The organism is Alkalilimnicola ehrlichii (assembly GCF_003399765.1).
Taxonomy (GTDB): Bacteria; Pseudomonadota; Gammaproteobacteria; order Nitrococcales; family AK92; genus AK92.
Genome location: NZ_NFZV01000043.1, coordinates 1 through 20,557, shown reverse-complemented (window position 1 = coordinate 20,557; position 20,557 = coordinate 1). Strand labels below are relative to the sequence as shown.

General features: G+C 60.3%; 20 protein-coding genes. 17 read left to right on the top strand and 3 right to left on the bottom strand.

The window, feature by feature from the left end; genetic code table 11:
• Positions 1 to 338, bottom strand: a 338-nt coding sequence (locus tag CAI21_RS21475) for a hypothetical protein (RefSeq protein ID WP_220349006.1), incomplete at its 3' end; no start/stop codon positions are given.
• Here CAI21_RS21475 and CAI21_RS21470 point away from each other — a divergent pair.
• From CAI21_RS21470 to CAI21_RS21395, 17 genes are all read left to right on the top strand, one after another.
• Positions 338 to 1,540, top strand: a complete 1,203-nt coding sequence (locus CAI21_RS21470) for a hypothetical protein (protein WP_116304179.1) — start codon at positions 338 to 340, stop codon at positions 1,538 to 1,540. The genes CAI21_RS21475 and CAI21_RS21470 overlap by 1 nt on opposite strands.
• A 15-nt stretch (positions 1,541 to 1,555) precedes the next feature.
• The gene (locus CAI21_RS24330) at positions 1,556 to 1,732 is read left to right on the top strand and encodes a hypothetical protein (RefSeq protein ID WP_220349004.1); all 177 of its coding nucleotides are present in this window, start codon (positions 1,556 to 1,558) and stop codon (positions 1,730 to 1,732) included.
• The gene (locus tag CAI21_RS21465; RefSeq protein ID WP_116304178.1) at positions 1,732 to 2,226 is read left to right on the top strand and encodes an ankyrin repeat domain-containing protein; all 495 of its coding nucleotides are present in this window, start codon (positions 1,732 to 1,734) and stop codon (positions 2,224 to 2,226) included. Before CAI21_RS24330 ends, CAI21_RS21465 begins: the two co-directional genes overlap by 1 nt.
• Complete coding sequence (locus CAI21_RS26180; RefSeq protein ID WP_181919578.1) at positions 2,154 to 2,492, top strand: ankyrin repeat domain-containing protein; 339 nt, start codon at positions 2,154 to 2,156, stop codon at positions 2,490 to 2,492. The genes CAI21_RS21465 and CAI21_RS26180 overlap by 73 nt, the downstream gene beginning before the upstream one ends.
• A 182-nt stretch (positions 2,493 to 2,674) precedes the next feature.
• A complete protein-coding gene (locus CAI21_RS21455) occupies positions 2,675 to 3,310 on the top strand; it encodes an ankyrin repeat domain-containing protein (protein ID WP_116304176.1) in 636 nt (211 codons plus the stop codon).
• Positions 3,301 to 4,788, top strand: coding sequence for a hypothetical protein (locus tag CAI21_RS21450; RefSeq protein WP_116304175.1), 1,488 nt, complete (start codon positions 3,301 to 3,303; stop codon positions 4,786 to 4,788). Before CAI21_RS21455 ends, CAI21_RS21450 begins: the two co-directional genes overlap by 10 nt.
• Positions 4,785 to 5,297, top strand: a complete 513-nt coding sequence (locus CAI21_RS21445) for a hypothetical protein (RefSeq protein ID WP_116304174.1) — start codon at positions 4,785 to 4,787, stop codon at positions 5,295 to 5,297. The genes CAI21_RS21450 and CAI21_RS21445 overlap by 4 nt, the downstream gene beginning before the upstream one ends.
• A gap of 192 nt (positions 5,298 to 5,489) precedes the next feature.
• Entirely contained in the window at positions 5,490 to 6,122 is a 633-nt protein-coding gene (locus CAI21_RS21440) for a hypothetical protein (RefSeq protein WP_147305200.1), read from the top strand.
• Positions 6,123 to 6,244: 122 nt separating this feature from the next.
• Positions 6,245 to 6,628 carry a hypothetical protein gene (locus CAI21_RS21435; protein WP_116348494.1) on the top strand — a complete coding sequence of 128 codons (384 nt, stop codon included), beginning with the start codon at positions 6,245 to 6,247 and terminating at the stop codon, positions 6,626 to 6,628.
• A gap of 44 nt (positions 6,629 to 6,672) precedes the next feature.
• Positions 6,673 to 7,245: a YqgE/AlgH family protein gene (locus CAI21_RS21430; RefSeq protein ID WP_116304171.1), complete on the top strand. Its 573-nt coding sequence runs from the start codon at positions 6,673 to 6,675 to the stop codon at positions 7,243 to 7,245.
• Positions 7,246 to 7,819: 574 nt separating this feature from the next.
• Positions 7,820 to 10,135 carry a hypothetical protein gene (locus tag CAI21_RS21425; protein WP_116304170.1) on the top strand — a complete coding sequence of 772 codons (2,316 nt, stop codon included), beginning with the start codon at positions 7,820 to 7,822 and terminating at the stop codon, positions 10,133 to 10,135.
• 132 nt (positions 10,136 to 10,267) lie between these two features.
• Positions 10,268 to 11,704 carry an OmpP1/FadL family transporter gene (locus tag CAI21_RS21420; protein WP_181919577.1) on the top strand — a complete coding sequence of 479 codons (1,437 nt, stop codon included), beginning with the start codon at positions 10,268 to 10,270 and terminating at the stop codon, positions 11,702 to 11,704.
• A gap of 223 nt (positions 11,705 to 11,927) precedes the next feature.
• The gene (locus tag CAI21_RS21415; protein WP_116304168.1) at positions 11,928 to 13,631 is read left to right on the top strand and encodes a hypothetical protein; all 1,704 of its coding nucleotides are present in this window, start codon (positions 11,928 to 11,930) and stop codon (positions 13,629 to 13,631) included.
• Positions 13,632 to 13,716: 85 nt separating this feature from the next.
• On the top strand, positions 13,717 to 15,156 hold the full coding sequence (locus CAI21_RS21410) for an OmpP1/FadL family transporter (RefSeq protein ID WP_116304167.1): 1,440 nt from the start codon (positions 13,717 to 13,719) through the stop codon (positions 15,154 to 15,156).
• 47 nt (positions 15,157 to 15,203) lie between these two features.
• Entirely contained in the window at positions 15,204 to 17,645 is a 2,442-nt protein-coding gene (locus CAI21_RS21405) for a Kelch repeat-containing protein (protein WP_116304166.1), read from the top strand.
• A gap of 40 nt (positions 17,646 to 17,685) precedes the next feature.
• The gene (locus tag CAI21_RS25390; protein ID WP_258869020.1) at positions 17,686 to 17,910 is read left to right on the top strand and encodes a Kelch repeat-containing protein; all 225 of its coding nucleotides are present in this window, start codon (positions 17,686 to 17,688) and stop codon (positions 17,908 to 17,910) included.
• Between the two features lie 214 nt (positions 17,911 to 18,124).
• A complete protein-coding gene (locus CAI21_RS21395; protein ID WP_116304164.1) occupies positions 18,125 to 18,484 on the top strand; it encodes a hypothetical protein in 360 nt (119 codons plus the stop codon).
• A gap of 219 nt (positions 18,485 to 18,703) precedes the next feature.
• Here the strand turns inward: CAI21_RS21395 and CAI21_RS23425 are convergent, their stop codons facing one another.
• Positions 18,704 to 18,880 (bottom strand): hypothetical protein, encoded by a 177-nt coding sequence (locus tag CAI21_RS23425; RefSeq protein ID WP_181919576.1) that lies wholly within the window; start codon positions 18,878 to 18,880, stop codon positions 18,704 to 18,706.
• Positions 18,835 to 20,235 carry an MFS transporter gene (locus CAI21_RS21390; RefSeq protein ID WP_116304163.1) on the bottom strand — a complete coding sequence of 467 codons (1,401 nt, stop codon included), beginning with the start codon at positions 20,233 to 20,235 and terminating at the stop codon, positions 18,835 to 18,837. Before CAI21_RS21390 ends, CAI21_RS23425 begins: the two co-directional genes overlap by 46 nt.
• Positions 20,236 to 20,557: the final 322 nt, after the last annotated feature.

Here is a 20,557-nt window from a genome sequence, read left to right as displayed (position 1 = left end):
CGGACGGCATGACCGTGCGCAGCCACAACGGCAACGTCACCATTCAAGCGGCCCGGAACATTCGCCTGACCGGCCGCGGCGGCGGCGATATCACCGTCGAGCAAAGCGGCGCCGGTTTTAGCGTCAAAGCCGACGGCACGGTGCGTCTGTTTGGCAACACCGTGACGCTCAAAGCCGATCAGGGTGTCACCTTCAACGGCCCGGTGAGCTACGAGGTGCCGGGCAGTAATCAGCCCGAGCGGGTGAGTGTGCCGAAGAGTAAGCCGGTGGTGGAGGTGCCCGAGCTTTTCGACGACGATCCGCGCACCGACGCCGGCCCGCGCGTTAGCCACGCCCATTGGGGCGTCGGCATGCCGACCCCGAGCAGGGCGCGCCGCTGCGCTTTCGTCACCATCACTGCGCGCCGGGCACGACGGCGGTGGTGGTCGTCTTTCGGCTCGACGGCGACACGCCGCACGAGGTCGATCGCCTGTCGCTGGCGCTCGACAGCGCCCACGGGACCCAAGAGCTGTTCTGGCAGCCGCACGACGCGGCGGCCGAGTGTGTGCTGGAAGCGGCCGCCGACTGCGCGCGCCAACCGCGAAAGTTCTACTTCGAGGTCCACCTCGACGGCGAGCGCGGGGCCGCCTCCGAACCCGCCCTGCTCACCGAGCCGGAGCGCTTCGACGTCAGCGCCTACGAGTTCAACCCGCTGCTGAATGTGGCCTCGACCTTTGAGTTCATGATCTACCGGCTCACGGATGCGGAAAAGCTCCGAGAGGAGTATCTCAAAGGGCTTGAGGCCCAGTACGCCGCGCGCTTGGCCGATCTTGACCGAACGGACGACCTAAGAGACTTTAATGACGATGCCTCCTGGTTATCCGCCGGATTCGGGGTCGGCATGGCAGCAAGCTCAAGCCGCGCCGTCGCCACGGTGGGCCGACGCGAGTTGGCGACCGACCTCGCCGTCAAGATGAACGAGCAAAGCGGCACCGAGATGGCCGCGGCCGGCGCGCGCGTGCGCAGCCGCGATGCACTGCGTACGCGACTGCAAGCCGAACGCGCCGAGATCCAAGCCGAGCTGCACGCCTTGCGCAGCGGCGCGACCGAGCGTTGGCTGGAAGAATTTGCCGAGCGACGCCGCGAGCCCTACCTGTTGCTGTTGCAAATCGGTGCCGTGGCGTTGAACTTCGAAACGGTCTGGTGGGAGTCCACACGACTATATGAGGATGATGCCCATTTCCGTTCGCTGCAGGGAGACTCTGTGGCTGTTACATATGCCAATGAGTTCCAACAGTTTGCACGTGCGCACGGCAACGCTGACCGATTACAAGCGTGGAACGCGGTCAAAGCCGCGGGAGAGCATTTCGAGAACCATAAGCTTGATAGCTTGCGTGAGGCAGCAGCGACAGCAATACGCCGCAATCTAGGGGCTAAAGAACAGCATCGACTGATTGTTGAATATAGAACTCGCTATAACTTGCCAGCGGCAAGCCCGTTGATTGAGGTTGAAAGAGTTATCGTGAATATACAGGGCCATCCGTTTGGTCGAACCAGCTAGAGAGTCAAAGCCAGTATGCTCCTACGTTTCCTGTTTGGCTTAGCCTTGCTTTTGCCCACAAGTTTAGTTACTGCAAAAGAAACGCTAATTGATGCCTTCTTAGAAAAAGACTTGGCGACCTTCCAGCGTGCACTAGAGAAAGGAGCTAACCCTGATTTTACCTCGATGACCCGCAAGGGCTCACATTACTAATGCAAGCGATAATCGAAGGTAAAAATGACTTTGTACGCGCTTTGCTCACCGCTGGGGTTGATCCGAACAGCACCAACAAGCATGGACATGGTGTCATGGGTGTTGCGATCACAACAGGTAATGACGAAGCTGTTCGGCTGCTAGTTGAAGCAGGTGCAGACTTTCGCAACCCAACAACCCAAAGTTTTTTTGGTCGCTCTGTATTAGATCACGCCATCCTTACTCAAAATAAATTAGACGACAAAACGATTCTCTTACTTCTTGAAGAGGGAGTGCCGTTTTCCCATTCTACACCAGGCGAGTTTTCAATGTTTTGCCAGGTCGCCTGGTTTGGCAGCTATCGCCTGTTTCTCGCATTCGTCGAGCATATAGGCGGAGCAGGACTGTCCATTGATTCATCCCCCCGGTCACCATCTGCGCATTGGAGGGGGAAACGCACGCTCTGGAGCGGCTGCGAGCGCTACGTGACGCGAACCTACTTGAACACGACGTAGGGGCGCTAGCTCATGCTACAAAGAAGAATGATATCGAAGTACTCGCCTTTCTCTTGGATAGCGGTTTTGATCCAAACAGTGCTGGTGAAACCGAAAAGCCCTATAGCAACTCTCCTCTATTGCTGGCGGTACGAAATGACGACTGGGACAAAGTTCGCCTGCTTCTGAAATATGGCGCTGATTCCACAGTAGAAAACTGGCAAGGTCAATCGGCTTTAGGAATCCTTAGAAACCAACAAAACGTACCTGAGGATCTCCGCCCTTAACTAATCGGCTCTGAAACATTCGCGCATGTCGTCGCTGCAAAAGGGCTCTGGTTGCCGCCGTCACGTATCACTTCGACGTAAACAGCGACTACTGCAGCGAGGCGGCGCTGATCCCCGTTAGGCCGTTGCGGGTGGAGATCCAAGGCAATCCTTTCAAATCGGTTAGCTAAGGAAGAGGAAACATGGTTTGGCGCATGCTGGCTTGCATCCTGCTGTTATGGCAGGTAAACGCTCACGCGGAAACGCTACCTCTGGTGCAAGCGTTTGAGCTAGACGATTTAGACGCATTTGAGCAGGCGCTGGCGGCAGGGAGTGACCCGAATATCCGCCTTGACGGTCCTACTGACCGGCCTTTGCTGATGCAGGCGATCTTCGACGGCAAACACGAGTTCGTACGCGCGCTGCTAGACGCGGGCGCGGACCCGGACATCACCGATACCCAAGGCAATAGCGTCATGGGAGTTGCCGTCGCAAGCGGCCATGGTGAGATCGTTCGCTGGTTAATCGAGGCGGGGGCGGATTTTGAGAAAACGACAACACGAACATTGTTCGGCCGTGACATCCTTGATTCGGCAATAACTTCCAACATAGGCGACGAGGTGCTTGTCTTACTGCTCAAGCATGACCTGCCCTATGCTCATGCAACCCCCGGCGAGCACTCGTCGTTGTGCACCGTAGCTCGTGAAAGGAGCTATGAAGTTTTTCGTACCTTTATCGAGCACGCGGCAGAGCATGCTTTGGCAATTGATTCGGCACCACCTTCTGGGACAGCCTCGCCAACTTCAGCTACTGGGCGGCGCTGGGCTCCTTGGTGCTGATCGTGCTGCCCATTCCCGGCACCGAAACGGCGGGCGTCCTCTTACTCAGCACCGCCTTAGCCGGCGGCGGCGCCGCGATCAATATCTATCAAGCGCACCAAGAAGGCTTCGCGGATCTTGAGCACATCGGCCCCGATGTGTTGACCTTGGTCGGCGGGGTTTTCGTCGGCGTTTGGGTGCGGGGCGCGACCGTGGCGTCGCGGGGCTTACAAAGCAGCGGCCTGATCGGGCAGGTCGGCGCCGACGGACTGCAAGGGGTGCTCCTGGCGCAAACGTACTTAGACGAATACCAAGCCATCCTCGACGACCCCAACCTGCTGCCCCGAGAGCGCACCGACCGCTTAGCCGAACTGTTCCGCTCGGCCCTGGTTACCGGCGGGCTGACGTACCTATCGGTGCATTCGAGCTTTGGCGAGCTGCGGAGCTTGAACGGAACGAACGGCGCTGATCCGGCCATACTCGCCCGCCTGCGCAATCCGAGCGAACACATTGATTTAACGCCCCCGGCCACGGCAACCCACCCCATCCGTCCGGGGCAGGCGCGGATCGACCAACGCATTGTCAGTGACGTCCGCCACCAGCCACTGCTGTTCCGACCGAAAACGGCCCCACGGCTGCGCAACGGTCGCTTAGTGTGGCCGCGTTACCAACCGCCACAATCGATAGAAGAGGCAGTCGCACGGCTAGCACGCAGCCGCGAAGCGATAGAACGTCACGGCGTTCACTATCGGTACACTGACGAGCAACTACGCGAATTAGCGACCCAGCCATTATCCGACACCATTGGCGTCCGCCTGATGGAACGCCGGTTTCGCCATCGCGATTCACGAAACCCCACGCCGGAAGACTTAGATGAGGGGTGGCTTGGAGGTGCGATGGAAGGCAGCAACGGTGGAATCCGTTACTGGAGCACAACATTCGAACACATCGAGGATGTCGATACCGATCCGCGGCTGATTGCTCAGAAAGTAGCCTCGGACTACCACCCAGGTGCTGAGTACACACTTGTACTTTTCGATCTTCGTTTAGCTCGCGAGGTGATGGGCAACCAGAGCATTACTCCACGATTTGAAGACCTTGCAGCGCTCCTTAAGCGCGTGGCGCCCAGTACCTACAACAAAGCAGCCACTGATTACGTCATGACGCCAGGATATCGCGAAACGTATAGAAAGCTGCATGAGGACATAGTAAAAGATAATTGGAAGATAAAAGAACTGTTAAAAGCAGCCGCGGATGCAGGCATTAGTGGCGCCGAGTTAGAGCGACTTATTACGCGCAGATTGATTCATGGGCAAGCTGGAGCTAATGAAAAGTTTGGTGGCGATGGACTGACGTTGAACCAAAACCCAGATATCGACAATCAGTTCGGCGTGGTGGAACTCTTCTCCTTCGACGCCAATCCGCTGACACTCCGCGAACTACGCGAAGCGGGCGTGATCGAAATCTTGGATAATGTTTCAGAAATAGGTGCCCGATGAAACAACCATACGGTAAACTGCCCGATCCGCACTCCACACCTGAAGGGGCAATAGAACTTCAGTCACTTTGGGTCGCTCAGGAACAAGAAACTCATCGGTTTCTTCTGGATGACAATCTTCTCGTTATTCTTGGTATCGGAAACTGGCGTCCATCAAGTGGAGGGCCTGAACAGGTAGTCTTCGATCAGGTAGAGTTCCCTCTAGCCGCCTTACCTTGGTTTGCTGAGCGCCTGACGCAGTATTACAACGAGCCTCGTCTAGGGGGCGCGCTTTTCAAATGGGAAGAGTCCATCGAGGGCGAGAACCTTAGTATCTATTATTGCTTCGGCAGTACGGCTCCGGATAAGCCGGGATTGTCACTGGTGAACAACTCGCGCGCCTGCTATTTATCAGATACGAGCGCCTTTCCCCAACGCCTTGATGTCTCTGACGAAATGTTTATCGAGGGAGGTATGCTCAAAGTCTGGCAAGATCTCGCCGCAAGGTATAGCAACGGCGAATTCGCCTAAACGGCTTGCGGTTAGCGAGCGCGGCAACCGCAAGCCTTAGGCGGCAAGGTTCAAGGCACGGACGGCATACGTTACTGGACCACCACCTTCGAGCACCTTGAGGACGTCGACACCGACCCGCGCCTGATCGCCCCAAAGCTGGGGCCAGGGCAGCGCTGGGCGATTGCCTTGCCCCTCTGCGGGCCGAGCAGGGTGCAGTGGCAAGGCGCCGTTCGCAGCGAATGGCCGCAGCCCTTGGCAAGAACGGCAACGCCGCCAATGCGCCCTGATCGGCCCGCCCACAGGGGCGAAGCCAGAGGGGTAAGGCAATGGCCCTGCGCTGCCCTAAGCTACAAGCCCGGCGCTGATTACTCGCTGGTCATTATCGACCGCCGCGCCGCCGCACGGGTTATGGGCAACGAAACCATCGTGCCCCATTTCCACGAACTGGCTTCGCTGCTCAAACGCATCCTACCGGGCCGCTACAACAAGCCGGCCACGGACCAGGTGATGAGTGCGGGGTATAAGGCGCGGTATAAGGAACTGCATGACGGCTATGTGAAGAACAATTGGGATCTGGACAAGCTTGAAGAAGTTGCCCGCGAGGCGGGTATCACCGGGGAGCAGTGGAAACTCCTGAGAACCCGCCGGCTAATTCACGAAGACGCCGGGGCTAACGAGTTCTTCCGCGGCGACGGGCTGACCGCCAACAACAACCCGGCCCTCGACAACCAAGTCGGGGCCGTGGAGCTCTTCTCCTTCGATGCCAATCCGCGCACCTTGCAGGAGCTGCGGGATATGCAGGTCATCGACATTCTTCCAGACATCGCACTGATAGGTAACTGATGCCAACACCATATCCGAAATATGACGACCCATACGCAACGCCGGCAGATGCTCAAGAAGTTGCAACTATGAGGTGCGATAATGACAAAAGTACCTACCGTTTTATCTGCGATGGAAACCTCTTGGTCGTGCTTGACATAGGGACTGTCAAGCTTCCCCCCACGGGCGAAGAAGAAACGGTCTTCATGCAATTGGAGCTACCCCTCAAAGCCCTTCCCTGGGTGGCTGACCGCTTCACCCAGTATTACAGCGGCGCGCGCCTTGGCGGCGCCATGCTCAAGTGGGATGAGGTGATCGACGGCGAGCACATATACATTATATACAGCTTCGGCAGCACTGCCCCGGACAAGCCGGGCCTTACGTTGGCCAACTTCTCGCGTGAAAGCCATCTTCAATTGAGTACGCAGTCCCAAGAGCTCTCCATGTCCGACGAAATGTTTCTCGACGAAGGCATGCTCAAGACTTGGCAGGAACTGGCCGAGCGGTATAACAACGGCACGCTCTAGAACGGGCCGGCAACGCGCCCATAAAACGCTAAGGAGCCCTCTTCATGATCGACAGCCCGCTCACCGACAGTCTGCTTCTGGTCAACCCCGCCACGGCGGACAACCCGAAGCTATCCCATATTCATCAGTCACTGATTTATATCGTCGACCACAGCGAGGCGGGTACGATCGGCGTCAACCTGAACCGCTTTTACTCCAAGCCGCTCTCCGAACTCGTCGGCCCCAACTCGCGCCTGCCCACTGTCGACCCGGAGCGGTTGACCGTGCCCCATGTGATTTTTGGCGGCCCCCTCGCGGGCGAGGAGTTTTGGGTCTTGCAAAGCGCCGCCCACACACCGGCCGTAGGCCTGAGTAACCGCGCCTTGGCCTTGGGCTTTTCGCCGGACGCCTTTGCGGCCGTTAGCGAGCAGGACGGCCGCGCCATTGTCGGCGCCGGTAGTTTCGGCTGGGGGCCCGGCCAGTTGGAGCGCGAACTGGCGGACGGCCTATGGCTGCCTTTCCCCAGCCATTACGAGCTGCTCACCGCCATTCCCTTCCATGATCCGCCGCTGTTCGCAATCCACCTTTTCCTGCAACTGCGCTTCGGCCAACGCCCGCCGCAGCCGCACGCGGCCTGACCCGCCCCGGCGGTGGCGATATCGCCTTTGAGCAAAGCGGTTTTCCACCCCGGCGCGTGAGCCCAACGCCGGCAAGCGCCGAAGAACTAACCACCCTGTGGTGTCCGTAGGTTGGGTTGAGCCAACGGCGAAACCCAACATCCCCCCAGCCCTTCCCGCCCAGCAAGCGTTTGAAGATGTTGGGTTTCGGCTGCGCCTCAACGCCAACCTACAGAAGTTGGCCGCTCCTGATGCGGAACCGGCCCACAGTGGATTTGTGCGGTGCTTCACAAATCGGTTTAGAATCGGCTAGAATGCTTTACTAATTACGAACACAGTAAGCATCGCAAGTACTTGGTTGCCTTGACCTACTTGCGATGCGGCATCGGCCGGGAACCGCTGCAGACGGCGTATCGGCCATCGGCTTGGCAAACCGTTATTACCTGCCAAGCCTTGCGGGGGGATAATCCGCAACGCCTAATCTACCGTCGCCGGGGCTGGCACACAGGCCAACCTATGCCTGCGCCCGGCACAAGCGGCCCTCTCCCCATGCTTCGGAAAGCACGACGGACACGACAAAGGAACGGTCATTATCATGCCCACTCACTACCGTTTAAGCTCGCTTTTCCTTGCCGCCGCTCTCTCCGGCGGCCTTGTCGGCTGCGGAAGCAGCAGCGACAGCAACCCCTCCCACACGAATGACCCGGAGGACGACCCGAGCGTCGTTTTCGCCTATCCGCGCCTCGACCTAGACGAGCCGCTAAGCAGCCCCTTCCCGGGGAACCATCTGTTCGTCGATAAGCACGGCCACGTAGCCCAAACCGTCACGTTGGGCTACGGCGAAGACGAACTCGAGGCCATGCCTTACGCTAAACGCAACTTGGTCAACGCCCTCAACTCCTTGCACGGCTTCTCGACCAACGCGCCGCTTACCGTCCGCTTCAACCGCCCGATCGAACACGACAGTGCCATCGCCGGCCGGACCGTGCAGGTCTACAAATTGGACTCTGCCGATCACCTCAACGCCCGCAATACCGCGGAGCCGCTTTCGGCGGACGACTTCACCGTTGAAGTCGTCGACATGGGTCGCGGCTCGACGCTCAAAATCACGCCCAAGCGCTTACTCAAGCCCGGGCAGCTCTACACCATCGTCCTCACCCGCTATACGCAAGACGACGACAACGGCCTACCCAACGGGCTGACCTACACCGACTCCGAGGGTAAGCGCCATGCGGTACGCCCCAGCGCCACCTATGAGTCGCTGATCAACGGCTCCGACTTGAGCGATCCACGGCGCATAGAACTGCGCCAGCACACACTCGCCGCCTTCAATGCCCTGGAAGGCTTCGTGACAGCGGAAGAAACCGTGCTTAGCTGGAACGTGTATACGCAGCCGGTTGAGTCGACGTTGAACCAATTGCACACGGAAATAAACACCAGAGCAGGTGCACAAGCCCTAAACCTCCGCGTCCTGGCACCCGCCGAGATCGGCAGCGCTCCGGGAACCGGAGCGCTCGATGCCGGTGACTTCCTTGCGCTACCCGGCTCGATTGAGTTGCCGCTATATCATGGGGTGCCGAACATTCTTGGCCGCCCCGGTATACCGGCCACCTCTGAGTCCGCAGCCTCTCATAACGCTCTCAACACAGGTTGGGAAACAACGCTTCTTCAACCTCTTCCCGAAGCGAATAGGAGCGCCCCTCGAACACCGGTGTTGATGACCGCTCCGAATGGATTCTGCGACAGCGGCAAAGGCCCTTGGCCGGTGGTGATCTATCAACACGGCATCGGCGGCGACCGCACCGAGTTGCTGAATATCGCCCCGGAACTGGCACAAGCCGGCATGGTAGGCCTGGCCATCGATCTCCCCCTGCATGGCCCGATTTTGGACTCCCTCGGAGACAATTCGCTCAAGCGACAGTTGCACACGGAGACGTTGTATTACAACGTTAATCATCCGCTGCGCAGTGGGGGAGAGCTTTCCGAACGCAATTTCTACCTCCCCAACGACTTGTGGGGCGGCAACATGCCGGATACCACTACCGAAGAAGCACCCTCCGGCGAGTACTTCGTAAACTTCGAGTCGCTGCACACCTTCCGCGACAATATCCGCCAGGCCAGCGCAGACTTGTTCGCGCTCACCGCGGCTCTGCGCCAGCAGAACGCGATCAGCTTCACGCGAGCGACGCCATGCGCCAACGGCCACACGCCTCGGTTCGACGCCGGAAACATTTACTTCCTCGGCCACTCCTTTGGCGCCGTGGCGGGTATGTCGTATTTATCGATTGATAACAGCCGAGAGTCTGGAAACCAACGCCTGAAAGGCGCCAGCTTGGGCAACCTTACCGGCGGGTTGGCAGAGTCCCTGTGGGCTTCCGAGGTCTACCGGCCCCGGATCGAAGCAGCGCTGGACGCGCTCGGCTACGAGCCCGACACCTGGGAATATGAGCGTTACTTCATCATCGCTCAAACGGTGCTCGACTCGGCTGATCCAATTAATTACGCAGAGTTACCTCACAACATTTCCCTTTCAGGTGCCATCCCTCTGCACCTACAGAACGTAAAAGGTGGCGGGAACAGCGATCTCGACGCTAACCCAGCCGATCAAGTGTTGCCCTTCGCCATCGAAGGCTCGACGTTCGCCGGAGCCGATAAGCTGCTCGAGCACCTAAAGGCAGGCCGTACTCGCCCCGGCGGGAGCGCCCCGGTCCACGACACCCGTTTCCTCTTCGGCGGCCATGACTCCTTCATCAATCCCGCCGCGCGTGTTCTTAACGCCGACGGCGATTGGGTCGAGGCGACACGCGCTGCCGACGTAACCGGGACGATGCAGCAGCAAGCGCTGAGCTTCATCACCTCCGGGCAACCCAGCGGCGGCGATTCGTCGCTATTCGAAACAGTGGACGATTAAAGAAAAACATCGGCGGGCGGCTCAAGCCTCCCGCCGATGGAACACGAAGGTTTAGAAGCGAAAGCACGCCCGGTTCGGCCGGGCCGGCCCCCTCGCAGGGAAGAACAACTAAAGACTGAGCTGGAAGCATCCATGTTTATGCATCGCACTTACCCCTTAGCCGGCGCAGCCTTGCTGATGGCCGGGTTCGTCGGCACGGCTAACGCCGGTAGCGTTAACGTATTCAACCATGGCGTAAAACAGCTCGGCACGGCCTACGCTGGAGCTGCTGCCACCGCCGAAGACGTCTCCAGCGCAGCCTTCAATCCGGCCACTTTGTCGCGGCTCGAAGGCCAACAAATTAGCGGCGGCGCGTTTCATCGCTCCACCGGCGGTAACTACCGCATCAACATCGACCGCGACGTCAGCGGCTCTGCGACGGGCAGTCTATCCCACGACGAGTTCCTACCCTACGCGTTCTACTCCGATCAAATCGGCGAGAACACAACGATCGGGCTGGGCATTTATTCGCCTTTCCAAGCGCTTACTCAATACAGCACCAGTTCCCGTAGCCGTTACCATGCGCTAACCACGGAATATAGTGCCATCAACATCAACCCGATGGTCGCCTTCAGCCCCACCAACACGTTATCTGTCGGCTTCGGTGCAATTGTTCAGTATTTTGAAGGCAACTTGACCAGCGAAATCGACATGGGCTATTTGATCGCCCAAGGAATAGGCGCCGAAGCGGTAGCAGACTCGCGCATCGTTAACGGCCACTTCGATGTCTACAACCAAGCCGAAGGCGATGACCTTAACTACGCCTTCAACGCCGGCATTCTGTGGCAGCCTGCTTCCGATACCCGAGTCGGCATTAGTTACCGCAGCCGCACAAACCATGTTCTTGACGGCAACGTCCGCCGCCCCCTGCGCTCCAACTACCGGAACTCGCTGGACAACTACCTGATTGACTTCGACATCAGTGAGCCCGAGCGAGGAGAAATCATCGACTTCGCCCTCAGCCCCGCCGGGGCCGGGCGGGGCGCTTTCGAATCCCGCTTCACCGTGCCCGAAACGCTTAGCCTCGGCGTTAATCTGGAATTAAGCCGCGCTTGGCATGTGATGGCCGGCGCCACGCTCACCCGCTGGAGCCAGATGGAGAACATCGAGCTGACATTCTCGGATGCCGGCGAGGTGACGCTGCCGGAGCCGATCGACGGCACCGACGTCAACCGCGAGGGCATGACGCAGCGGCTGAGCTGGAGCGACACCTGGCAGTACAGCATCGGCACCAGCTACCGGCTCAACGAGCAGTGGACGCTGCGCGGCGGCTACGGCATCGATCCGTCGCCGGTCTCCGGCTCCGGGCGCAATCTGCGCCTGCCTTATAACGACCGCACTTGGTACACCATCGGCGCCAGCTATCAATTCAGCCCGGCGCTGAGTATCGACGGCGCCTACGCCTTTATCGATACCAGCCCGTCGTCGGTGAACAACGAGCGCGATCCGGCCAGCGGCCATCGCGCCAACGGCCGCACCGGCAACATGGAATCGCACACGTTGGCGATTCAGGCGAATTATCGATTCTAACCGCGCCGTAAGCCGCCCGCTTAGGGCGGCGGAAGGACTAACGCACGCCCAAGGACGGGCGCACAACACGACATCGCTGGCGTCATCGCCGCAGATCGACGACAGCAGCCGCCAAGGATGGGCGACACCACGGTTAGGGGGGTAACCGGGGGCTTTTTTTGATGGCCCCGTGTGCCCCGCTGCTGCCGAAAAATATAACGATCTAGGATAGAGGACACAGCAGATGTCGACTCCACAGCGCATCTCCGCCACGGTTCTGGCAACGATGCTGACGGCTTTACTCGGCTGCTCGGGGGACGGGGACCCAAGCTCCAGCGTGCGCTCGCCGCACATCGAGCCGCCGGAGCAGAACCGCAGCTTCGCCGTCTACAACGTCGCCGGCGGCGACATTCCCTCCCCCACTAATTGGCCGCTGTTAGCCCTCCAGCAGCGGTACGACGACTTAAGCCGCACCACCGATTGGGGCGCGGAGATCGCCGAGGCGGTCGGCCCGAACGTGCTGCGCGCCTTCCAGGCCAGCAACACGGTGCCGGTATCGGCCAAACAGTGGACGCTGCGCATCAGCGAAGGCGACATCGCTAACGGCAGTCTTGAGGGCGCAGTAGCGGTGTTTCGCCTGCACACCCACAGCGACGGCAGCCCGGACCACAACCAACAGCCAAGCAAGCTTCAGCGGGGCGACGACTACGAGTTAAGCGCCAACGGCGACACCCTCACCATCGAGCTATCAGACTTGTTGGAAGGCGACGGCTACTACGTCGCCACCGTCAGCAACGCGCTGCGAACCAATGACGACGAGCCCGTTTACGCCAGCAACGATTACCTCCAGGTCAAAGGCCGCGCGCCTTTGAGCCCACGCGCCGGCCAGGGCCTGCGCCACCTGCACGAGCAAGCGCAAGCCGAGCTGGCCGTGCTGGAGCAGTTCGGGCTGGTCGATCGCGATGCGTTGATCGCTAGCTGGGGCGTGCGCACCGCACCGACCCTGCGCGCTTACCAAGCGATTCGCACCGCACTCGCCGAAGCGCCTACCGCCTCGCTTGACGTCCCGGCGCCGACGGACGGCACGATCTTCGTCCCTGGCACCGTCAAGATCCCCAACTACCTACCCGGTTACCAAAATCCCGATGAGGACGGCACGCCGAATGTCAGCCACTGGCGCTGCGGCGGCGCCGACTGCGCCGCCGTGCACAACACGCAGTACCTGCTGCCGGACACGGTGGAATGGACCGAATTCGGCTTCAGCCTGGCCGTTTCTCGGGATTTCTGCACGACTTCCCGCGAAACCCCGGTAGTGCTGGTGCAAGCCGGCGAAGGCCACTTCGGCGACATCGCCAACGCCCTGGTCGGCCAAGGTCTGGCAGCCATCCACCTCGACGCCCCGCTCATCGAGGCGCTGGACTCCGACGCCCTGCGCACCAGCCGCGACAGCCTACGCCAAGGGGTGGTCAACCTGCTCGCGATGAGCGAGGTCGTGAAGGCCAACCAAGCCTTCGGCGAGCTGTCGACGCTGTGCGATAGCGATAGCGGCAGCATCACCCTCGACGACCGCCGCGTACGCTTCCTCGGCGAAGGCTTCGGTAGCGTCATGGGTGCGGCCTTCGTCGCGCTGGACGGCGACGTCGACCGCGCCGCGTTCGTCGATAGCGCTGCCGGCCTGGGCGGCCTGTTCGCAGCCGATACCGAACTCGATACCGAGACCCGCCGGCAACTGGAGCTCATAGCCCAAACGGTGCTGGATGTTGCCGACCCGTTGGTCTTTGTTCACCCGCTACGGGATCAACAGGCAGCGCTGGCCTTCTATAAAACCCGTAACTCGCCGTTTCCCGACAACGCCCGTTCCGCCTTGATCGAGGCGCTCAGTGCTAACGAGGGGGAGCTCGACGACAATTACCAAAACGTCGTGACATTCCTCGGCGGACAAGACTAACCGATAAGGCTGAGCCAAGCGCCGCACCCGCCATGGACGGCGCGCTCACCAACAAGAACGAACGAAAAACAAGCGGACACTCGCCATGTTAAATCGACACACTTACACCTCGGCCGGCGCCCTTTTGCTTGCGGCCCTGGTGAGCGGCCACAGCCATGCCGGCGGCCTGCCTCTGCACGGCCAAGGCATTAAGCAGCTCGGCAGCGGCTTTGCCGGCACGGCCACCCGCGCCGACGACCCCAGCGCACTGGCCAACAACCCCGCCGCCCTGGTGAAACTGGAAGGTCGCCAGCTCAGCGCCGGCCTTATCCACGGCACCAGCAAGGGCGATTACCGCGCCGATGTCAGTCGCGGCGGCGACGCCGCGGCGGTGGAAGGTCGGCGCTCCGGCAGCCACTCCCTCGACGCCACGCTGCCGCAGATCTTCTACGGCCAACGGCTCAGCGAGCGCAGCGCCGCCGGCCTTGGCATCTACATCCCGCACCAACTGGAAACCCGCTACGAGCCGGACTGGACCGGCCGCTACCACGCGATGAACACCGAGGTGCAGGCCATCAACCTCAACCCCGTGTTCGCCTTCAATGCTACCGACCGCCTGGCCTTCGGGCTTGGTGCCATCGTCCAGTACGTCGACACGACGTTCTCGCAGCAATACGACGTCGGCTACCTGCTTGCCGAAGGCGCTCTGCAAGGTAGCGACCCGGCGCTGCGCGAGCAGCTAATCGGCAACTTCGACGTCTACAGCAACAGCGAGGCGGACAACATAAGCTACGCCTTTAACGCCGGGCTTATCTGGCAACCGGCCTCCGACACCCGCTTCGGCTTCAGCTACCGCAGCAAAGTCAACCACGTGATGGACAGCGACAGCCGCCGCCAGATCGCCGACAACTACCGCAACGACCTGCAAGCCTTGCTCGATAGCTTCGCCGTATCCAACGCCGAAGCGCTGGTCGACTTCACCCTCGGCCCCGCCGGGGTGGGCAGCGGCGGTTTCGAGTCGCGGCTGACGCTGCCGGAAGCCTACAACTTCGGGCTGCTGCTGGAGCTTAGCCATAGCTGGCACTTCATGATGGATGTCGGCTACACCCGCTGGAGCCAGGTCGACGACTACCGCCAGCACTACAACGTCGGCGAGGTGAGCGCCCCGCCCGAAGGCGTGGATATCAACCTGCGCGGCGTCGGCCAAGAGATCGACTGGCGCGACACCTGGCACTTCAGCTTCGGCTCGATATTCCGGCTCAGCGAAAGCTTAACGTTGCGCGGCGGCTTCGGCGCCGACCAATCCCCCGTGCGCGGCCCTTACACCCGCAGCTTCCGCACGCCGTCGAGCAACCGCACCTGGATTGCCGCCGGCGCCAGCTACCAAATAGCCCCGGCGTTGAGCCTCGATGCCGCGTATCTGCATGCCTGGGCCTCGGACGCGCGCTTGGACACGCCGGAAACGGTCAGCGGCCATACCGCCGAAGGCCGCTACAACAACGGCCAAACGCAGCTTCTAGGGCTACAGCTGAATTACCGCTTCTAGCACAAGACAACGACAACGCTTAAAAACAACACGGATTGGTTGCAGCCATGACGAACAAACTACCCGCGCTACTCCTAGCCAGCACCTTCGCGCTGCTTAGCGGCTGCCTGCCGGGGGACGAGAACGACGCCCCCCGCACGCCGGCCAGCTACACCGTCGGCGGCACGCTCGACACCGCCCCCGACGGCCTGCGGCTAAGCCTCAACAACCGACACACCTTAAGCCCCAACGGCGCTAACAGCTTCCGCTTCGAGCAGCCGCTGGCGGACGGCACGCGCTATGAAGTCGGCATCGCCAGCCAGCCCGAGAGCGGCTGGTGCAGCGTCAGTAACGCCAGCGGTACCATCAGCGGCGCCGATGTCGACTCGGTGACAGTCAACTGCGCGCAAGAGCGCATCCAACCCAGCGTCAACGTGACGGGCCTGAACGGCCAACTGGAAGTGCAGCTCAACGGCGGCGAGCAGCGGCGGATTAGCAGCAACGGCACGCACACTTTCAACACCGTGCTGGCCGATGGCGCACCCGCAAACTTCGTCATTATTAGCCAGCCAAGCGGCCAGAGTTGTGAGCTGGAAGGGCATATCATTACCTGTTCCTCCAGCTACACCATCGGCGGCACCGCCGCAAACATCCCCAGCGGCGGCATCACGCTGAGACTCGATAACGGCGACACGGTACAACTCAGTACCGACGGTTCCTTCCGCTTCCCGAACCGGGTAGCCGAAGACACCTCTTATAACGTGAGAATCCACGGCTCGGTACCAGGCGACTACGCGTGTGATATCTCGAACGCTACGGGCACCGTTAGCGGCGGTGATATTACCGACATCCATGTAAGCTGCGCGATTCCAACGTATAGCGTCGGTGTTACTGTTTCGGGGCTAGATGGCGAACTCGAACTGCATCTTTTAGCCAACGGACAGGAAAATGAGCGTCTCTCGCTTAGCAGTAATGGCGACTTCCAATTCCCGACGGAATTGCGGAATAACACCACCTTCACCGTTTCGCTTGCCAGCGCGCCCGAAAGCCAAAGCTGCCGCATTAACGGGCAGGACAGCTACACGGGCACGATCCAAGGTAGCGACTACAGCAACATCTCAGTGGTATGCGAAACGCTTTATAAATATCAAATTGAAGTACTGGGCTTTAGCGGTAACGGGCTAAGCGTTACTGCGGGCGACGAAACGGCGACCTTCGGCGGTTCTGGCACTTGGACCAGCGGGCAGTTTTACCCCGAAGGCAGCTCCGAACCGGAACTAGTCAGCGCCACCGTTCCCGCCGAGTACGCCTGCTATGGCCCACTCGCGACTGGCGAGCCCCCGCTCAGCTTTCAGTTCACTTGTTTGCACGAGTTACAAGTAGAAGTCGAGGCAGGAAGCGGCCAATTCGTCGTAAGCTGGAACGATGGGGATTTCCCGAACGACGCCCCGAATAACGCCCCGAACAACGCTACTTATGTTGTCGAAGTTCAACCTTTCGGTTCTGACTGCGGCAACCTCTCCTCACTCGACGCCGACAGCTCGCCTTTTGAAGTCAAGCACTTGCAGGACGAGGAAACGCCAATCAAAAACGGCTGCACTTACGAGGTGACGGTCCGCGTCTACTTTAATGGCTATCAGCGGGAAGCCGGGCCGCTAGAAGTCAGCCCGCAAGTTGTCTGGAGCTTTAATAACGGCAGCAGCGGCGTTAACCAACCCGGCGCCGTTAAAGGCATGGCCGTGCAGAAAGTCGGCGAAACGATCTATGGTTTTGGCGGTTCTGAATACAACGCCGGAGGCGATGAATTAGCGTATACCGCAGCACTGAGACAACTAACTGCCAATCTCTCGTGGTCTGCAGTCGCTGCCGACGGCACACCTCCAAGCCCTCGGGCTTATGCCACAAGCTGGAGCGGAGAAGACCCACGCAGAACGGATTCCACCTTTCTATTGGTTTTATTCGGCGGGGAAGCGACAAACGATGTCCACATCTATAGGCCAACCGCCAGTAACTATGTTGCCCGTGGCTGGCACACCGTGGAAAGCAACAACGGCCCATCCTCTGTTACCGCAGCGGCAAACTGGAGCCAAGGCTCCGCCGGCCCCCACTGGTTCTTTGGCGGCCATAATGAGTATGGCGGGCTACAGGCCGATCTCTGGCGACTCGGGGTAACTCGAAGTGCCAGGAGCGGCAGCTATGGAGTTAATTGGACTCAGAGTGAACCACAGAACGACGACACACCCTGGCCCACCGCCCGCTCCGGCGCTGCCACCTGGACCGACGATGACAACTTCTGGCTATTCGGCGGCTATGTCGGTGGCAACTATTCCAACGAGCTTTGGCAGCTTGACGTAAGCAACGCCAACAATCCGCGCTGGCATCTGCATAACCAAGAAGCCCACGCAGATTCCGACACCCAGCCCGCCCCCGCGCCAACGCCACCACCTGGACCGATGGCGAGGGCAATTTCTGGCTCTTCGGCGGCAAAGCGGGCGACGGGGTCTACTTAAACGACCTCTGGCGTCTGAGTATCAACGACGGCACGCCGGAGTGGACACGCATGGGCGGCAGCGACGATACGAATCAGCACGGCAACTACGGCCCCTGGGTGAAAGCGGCATCGCCTACTACCCCGGCGCCCGCCACAGCGCGGCCGGCGCGCTGACCGAAGACGGCAATCTGCTGCTCTTCGGCGGCGAAGGCTATGCTGAAGACGGAGACTCAGGCCTGCTCAACGACGTTTGGGTGCTGGATATCGGGGCGTCCGACGACTAGCATTCCAGCGCTCCGACGCGGGTACTCAAGCCCCTGCCTCCCCCACGAGGCAGGGGCTTTTTCGTCTCTCCCCCGCCGATTCGTTTCATGATTAATTTTTCTCTAAAAAACGCTAGACAGACCTGTCTTTTTCTGGCAGCATAAGAATTACGGGAGACAGACCTGTCTACCCAAAGGGATTTACTAGGCAGTTATGGGAAGAGGAGGCTCGCCCATGAAAACGAAACTTGCTGCACTGCTTATCGCGGGTGTCACGGCCACGAGCGCTTCGGCCTCGGACGTATTGGATCGGCACCTGATCGAATTGGGCTTTTTAAGTGCTCCGGTCGAGCCCACCACTATCGTGCGTAGCGTACCCGCGCAACCGCGAGACGGTGTTGAGGCGATGGCTATCGAAGCAGGCTTTCTGACTCTTCCGGCTGCGGACACTTATCTGACGGTTCAGCGCCAGCGTCCGGCGGTCGAGTTCGACCGGTTGACCACGAACTTGATTGAAAACGGCTTCTTAACGCCGCCGTTGAACAACGTCTCCGAACTGGCAGGTTCGGCACCGGAACCGGTCCCCGGTAGCTAAACCGACCTTACCGATCTCCTCCTGGAGGTGCATCACCTCCATTTTTACCGGCTACACCCCTTGTGGCCGGTTTTTTTTGCGCGGAATTTGTGTTTGGAGGGTGAGGTCGGGCCGGTAGGCTCGACGTTCCTCAGAGGTAGGCGGCGTCGCTTGTGGTCGGGGGGAGCCGCATGGGTTTCGCCGTTGGCTCAACCCATCCTACGAGTGGCGGCTTGGGTATCATTCCTCTGCCCGTCGCTCCTCCGCCACCGGCTCGCTTAGCAGGGGCTCTCCCGCTGCATCGGCTGTGTCCGGCTCGTCGAGCAAGACTTCGTCGGCCTTGGGCAGCGCGGCTTCGGAGGCTTCGATCGTCACCGGCTCGCGGCGGCGCAGGTTGGCCACCATTTCGTAGGCCATGCCCAACACCGGCGCGCCCGCATTACTCGCAAGACGTAAGCGTGGGTGGTGAGGTGACGCCGCGGCGGGCGCGCTTCCTGCACCCGGCGCAGCAGCAGTACGCTGACTGCCAGGCGAGCAACGGCGGAGAGCAGGAATACCGTCAGCAACGGCGTGGCTAGATCGCTGCCGCCCAACACCGGCGCCATCGACGGGACAACCTGCAGCAAGGCCAGCCCGAGCATGCCGCCGGCAAAGATACCGCCCGCCATCAACACATTGTGGAACGCCGAGTAGGTCGCCCGCTGCTTGGACGGCACCAGCTCGTAGAGCAGGTTGCCGCTGCTCAGGGCGAAGGCGCCCCAGGCTACCCCGCCGAAGCTTTGCACGGCGAGCAAAAACCAGAAGTTATCGGACAACAACCACAGCGCCGGCAGCAAAGGCATCATCAGGCTGCTCACCGACAGCAACAGCCGATTGCCGAAGATATCCGCAATCCGCCCCCAGTAGTTCAGCGTCAGGTATTGCACCAGTACGGTGCCGCCGGTGGTCAGCATCAGCTCCATGTAGCTGAATTCCAGCACATTGAGCATGTAAACGGCGATCAACGGCCCGGCAATGGCCACCGAGCCCTGCATTAGCATGACGTAGCTGGAGAACCACAAGGCCCCGCTGCGGCGGACCTTGTTCCAGCCGTTGCGGTCGAGTTCGACTTCGCTGTCTTGCGCGGTGCGTCGCTCCGGCTCGTGCATCCGGCTAATCTGCCAAGTGGACACTAAGCGCGCGATAAATGCGCCGGCGAACAAAGCGGCAAAGCCCCAGGCGGTGGCGTATAACACATCGGCGACATGCAGCCCGACGCCACCCACCACTAAGGCAATAAAGCCGGTAAGAGTGGTCAGCCGGCTACGATAGGCGAAGTAACGGCCGCGCTTCTTGGCCGGGACCAAATCGCCCATCCAGGCCGTCCATAACGGCGTGGTCAACTGCCCGGCGAAAAAGTAGACGGTAATCAGCACCATCAGTAACGGTACCGCGTAGTCGGCCATGCGCAGCGGTTTAGCGTAATCCGGCAACAATAAGGGCATGGCCAGCAGCGGCAGCCACACTAAAGCCTGCAATATGCCACCGGCGACGACTAAGGGTTTGCGCCGCCCGCCGGAGCGCGTCATCCAAGCCGCCAATACTTGCCCGAGCGCGCCCAGCAATGCGGGCAGCGTCGATAGCAGCATGACTTGCGAGGCGCTGGCTTTAAAGAACAGGGCAAAGGCAGCGAGGTAGGTTTCTGCCCCGCCGACCATGGCGGAGTTCGCCATACCGTCGCGGACGGAGTGCTGGAGGGAACGGTCGACGACAGGGTCCTTGGCGTACTGCATGGTGAACAATCCGTTGTTTCGCAGCGAGCGGCTTTGCGCCGGAAGAATCTGCCGCGAATAGTGGATTGTTCGGCCCTTGAAAACTGCGATGCATTACCGGTTTCAAAAGCCGGAAAATCGGATTGCCGAAAGTGTGACGAGGCGCAACCTTCCTAAGTGGTAGGCGGTGTGCGTGTGGTCGGGTGACCGCATGGGTTTCGCCGTTGGCTCTACCCATCCTACGGGATGAGGGGGGGGACCGCCGCCGATAGGCTTAACCAACTGACGCTCGAAAAAAAAAAAAGCGCCGGCCGGTAGCCCGGCCCGGGCCGGCTAACTACCG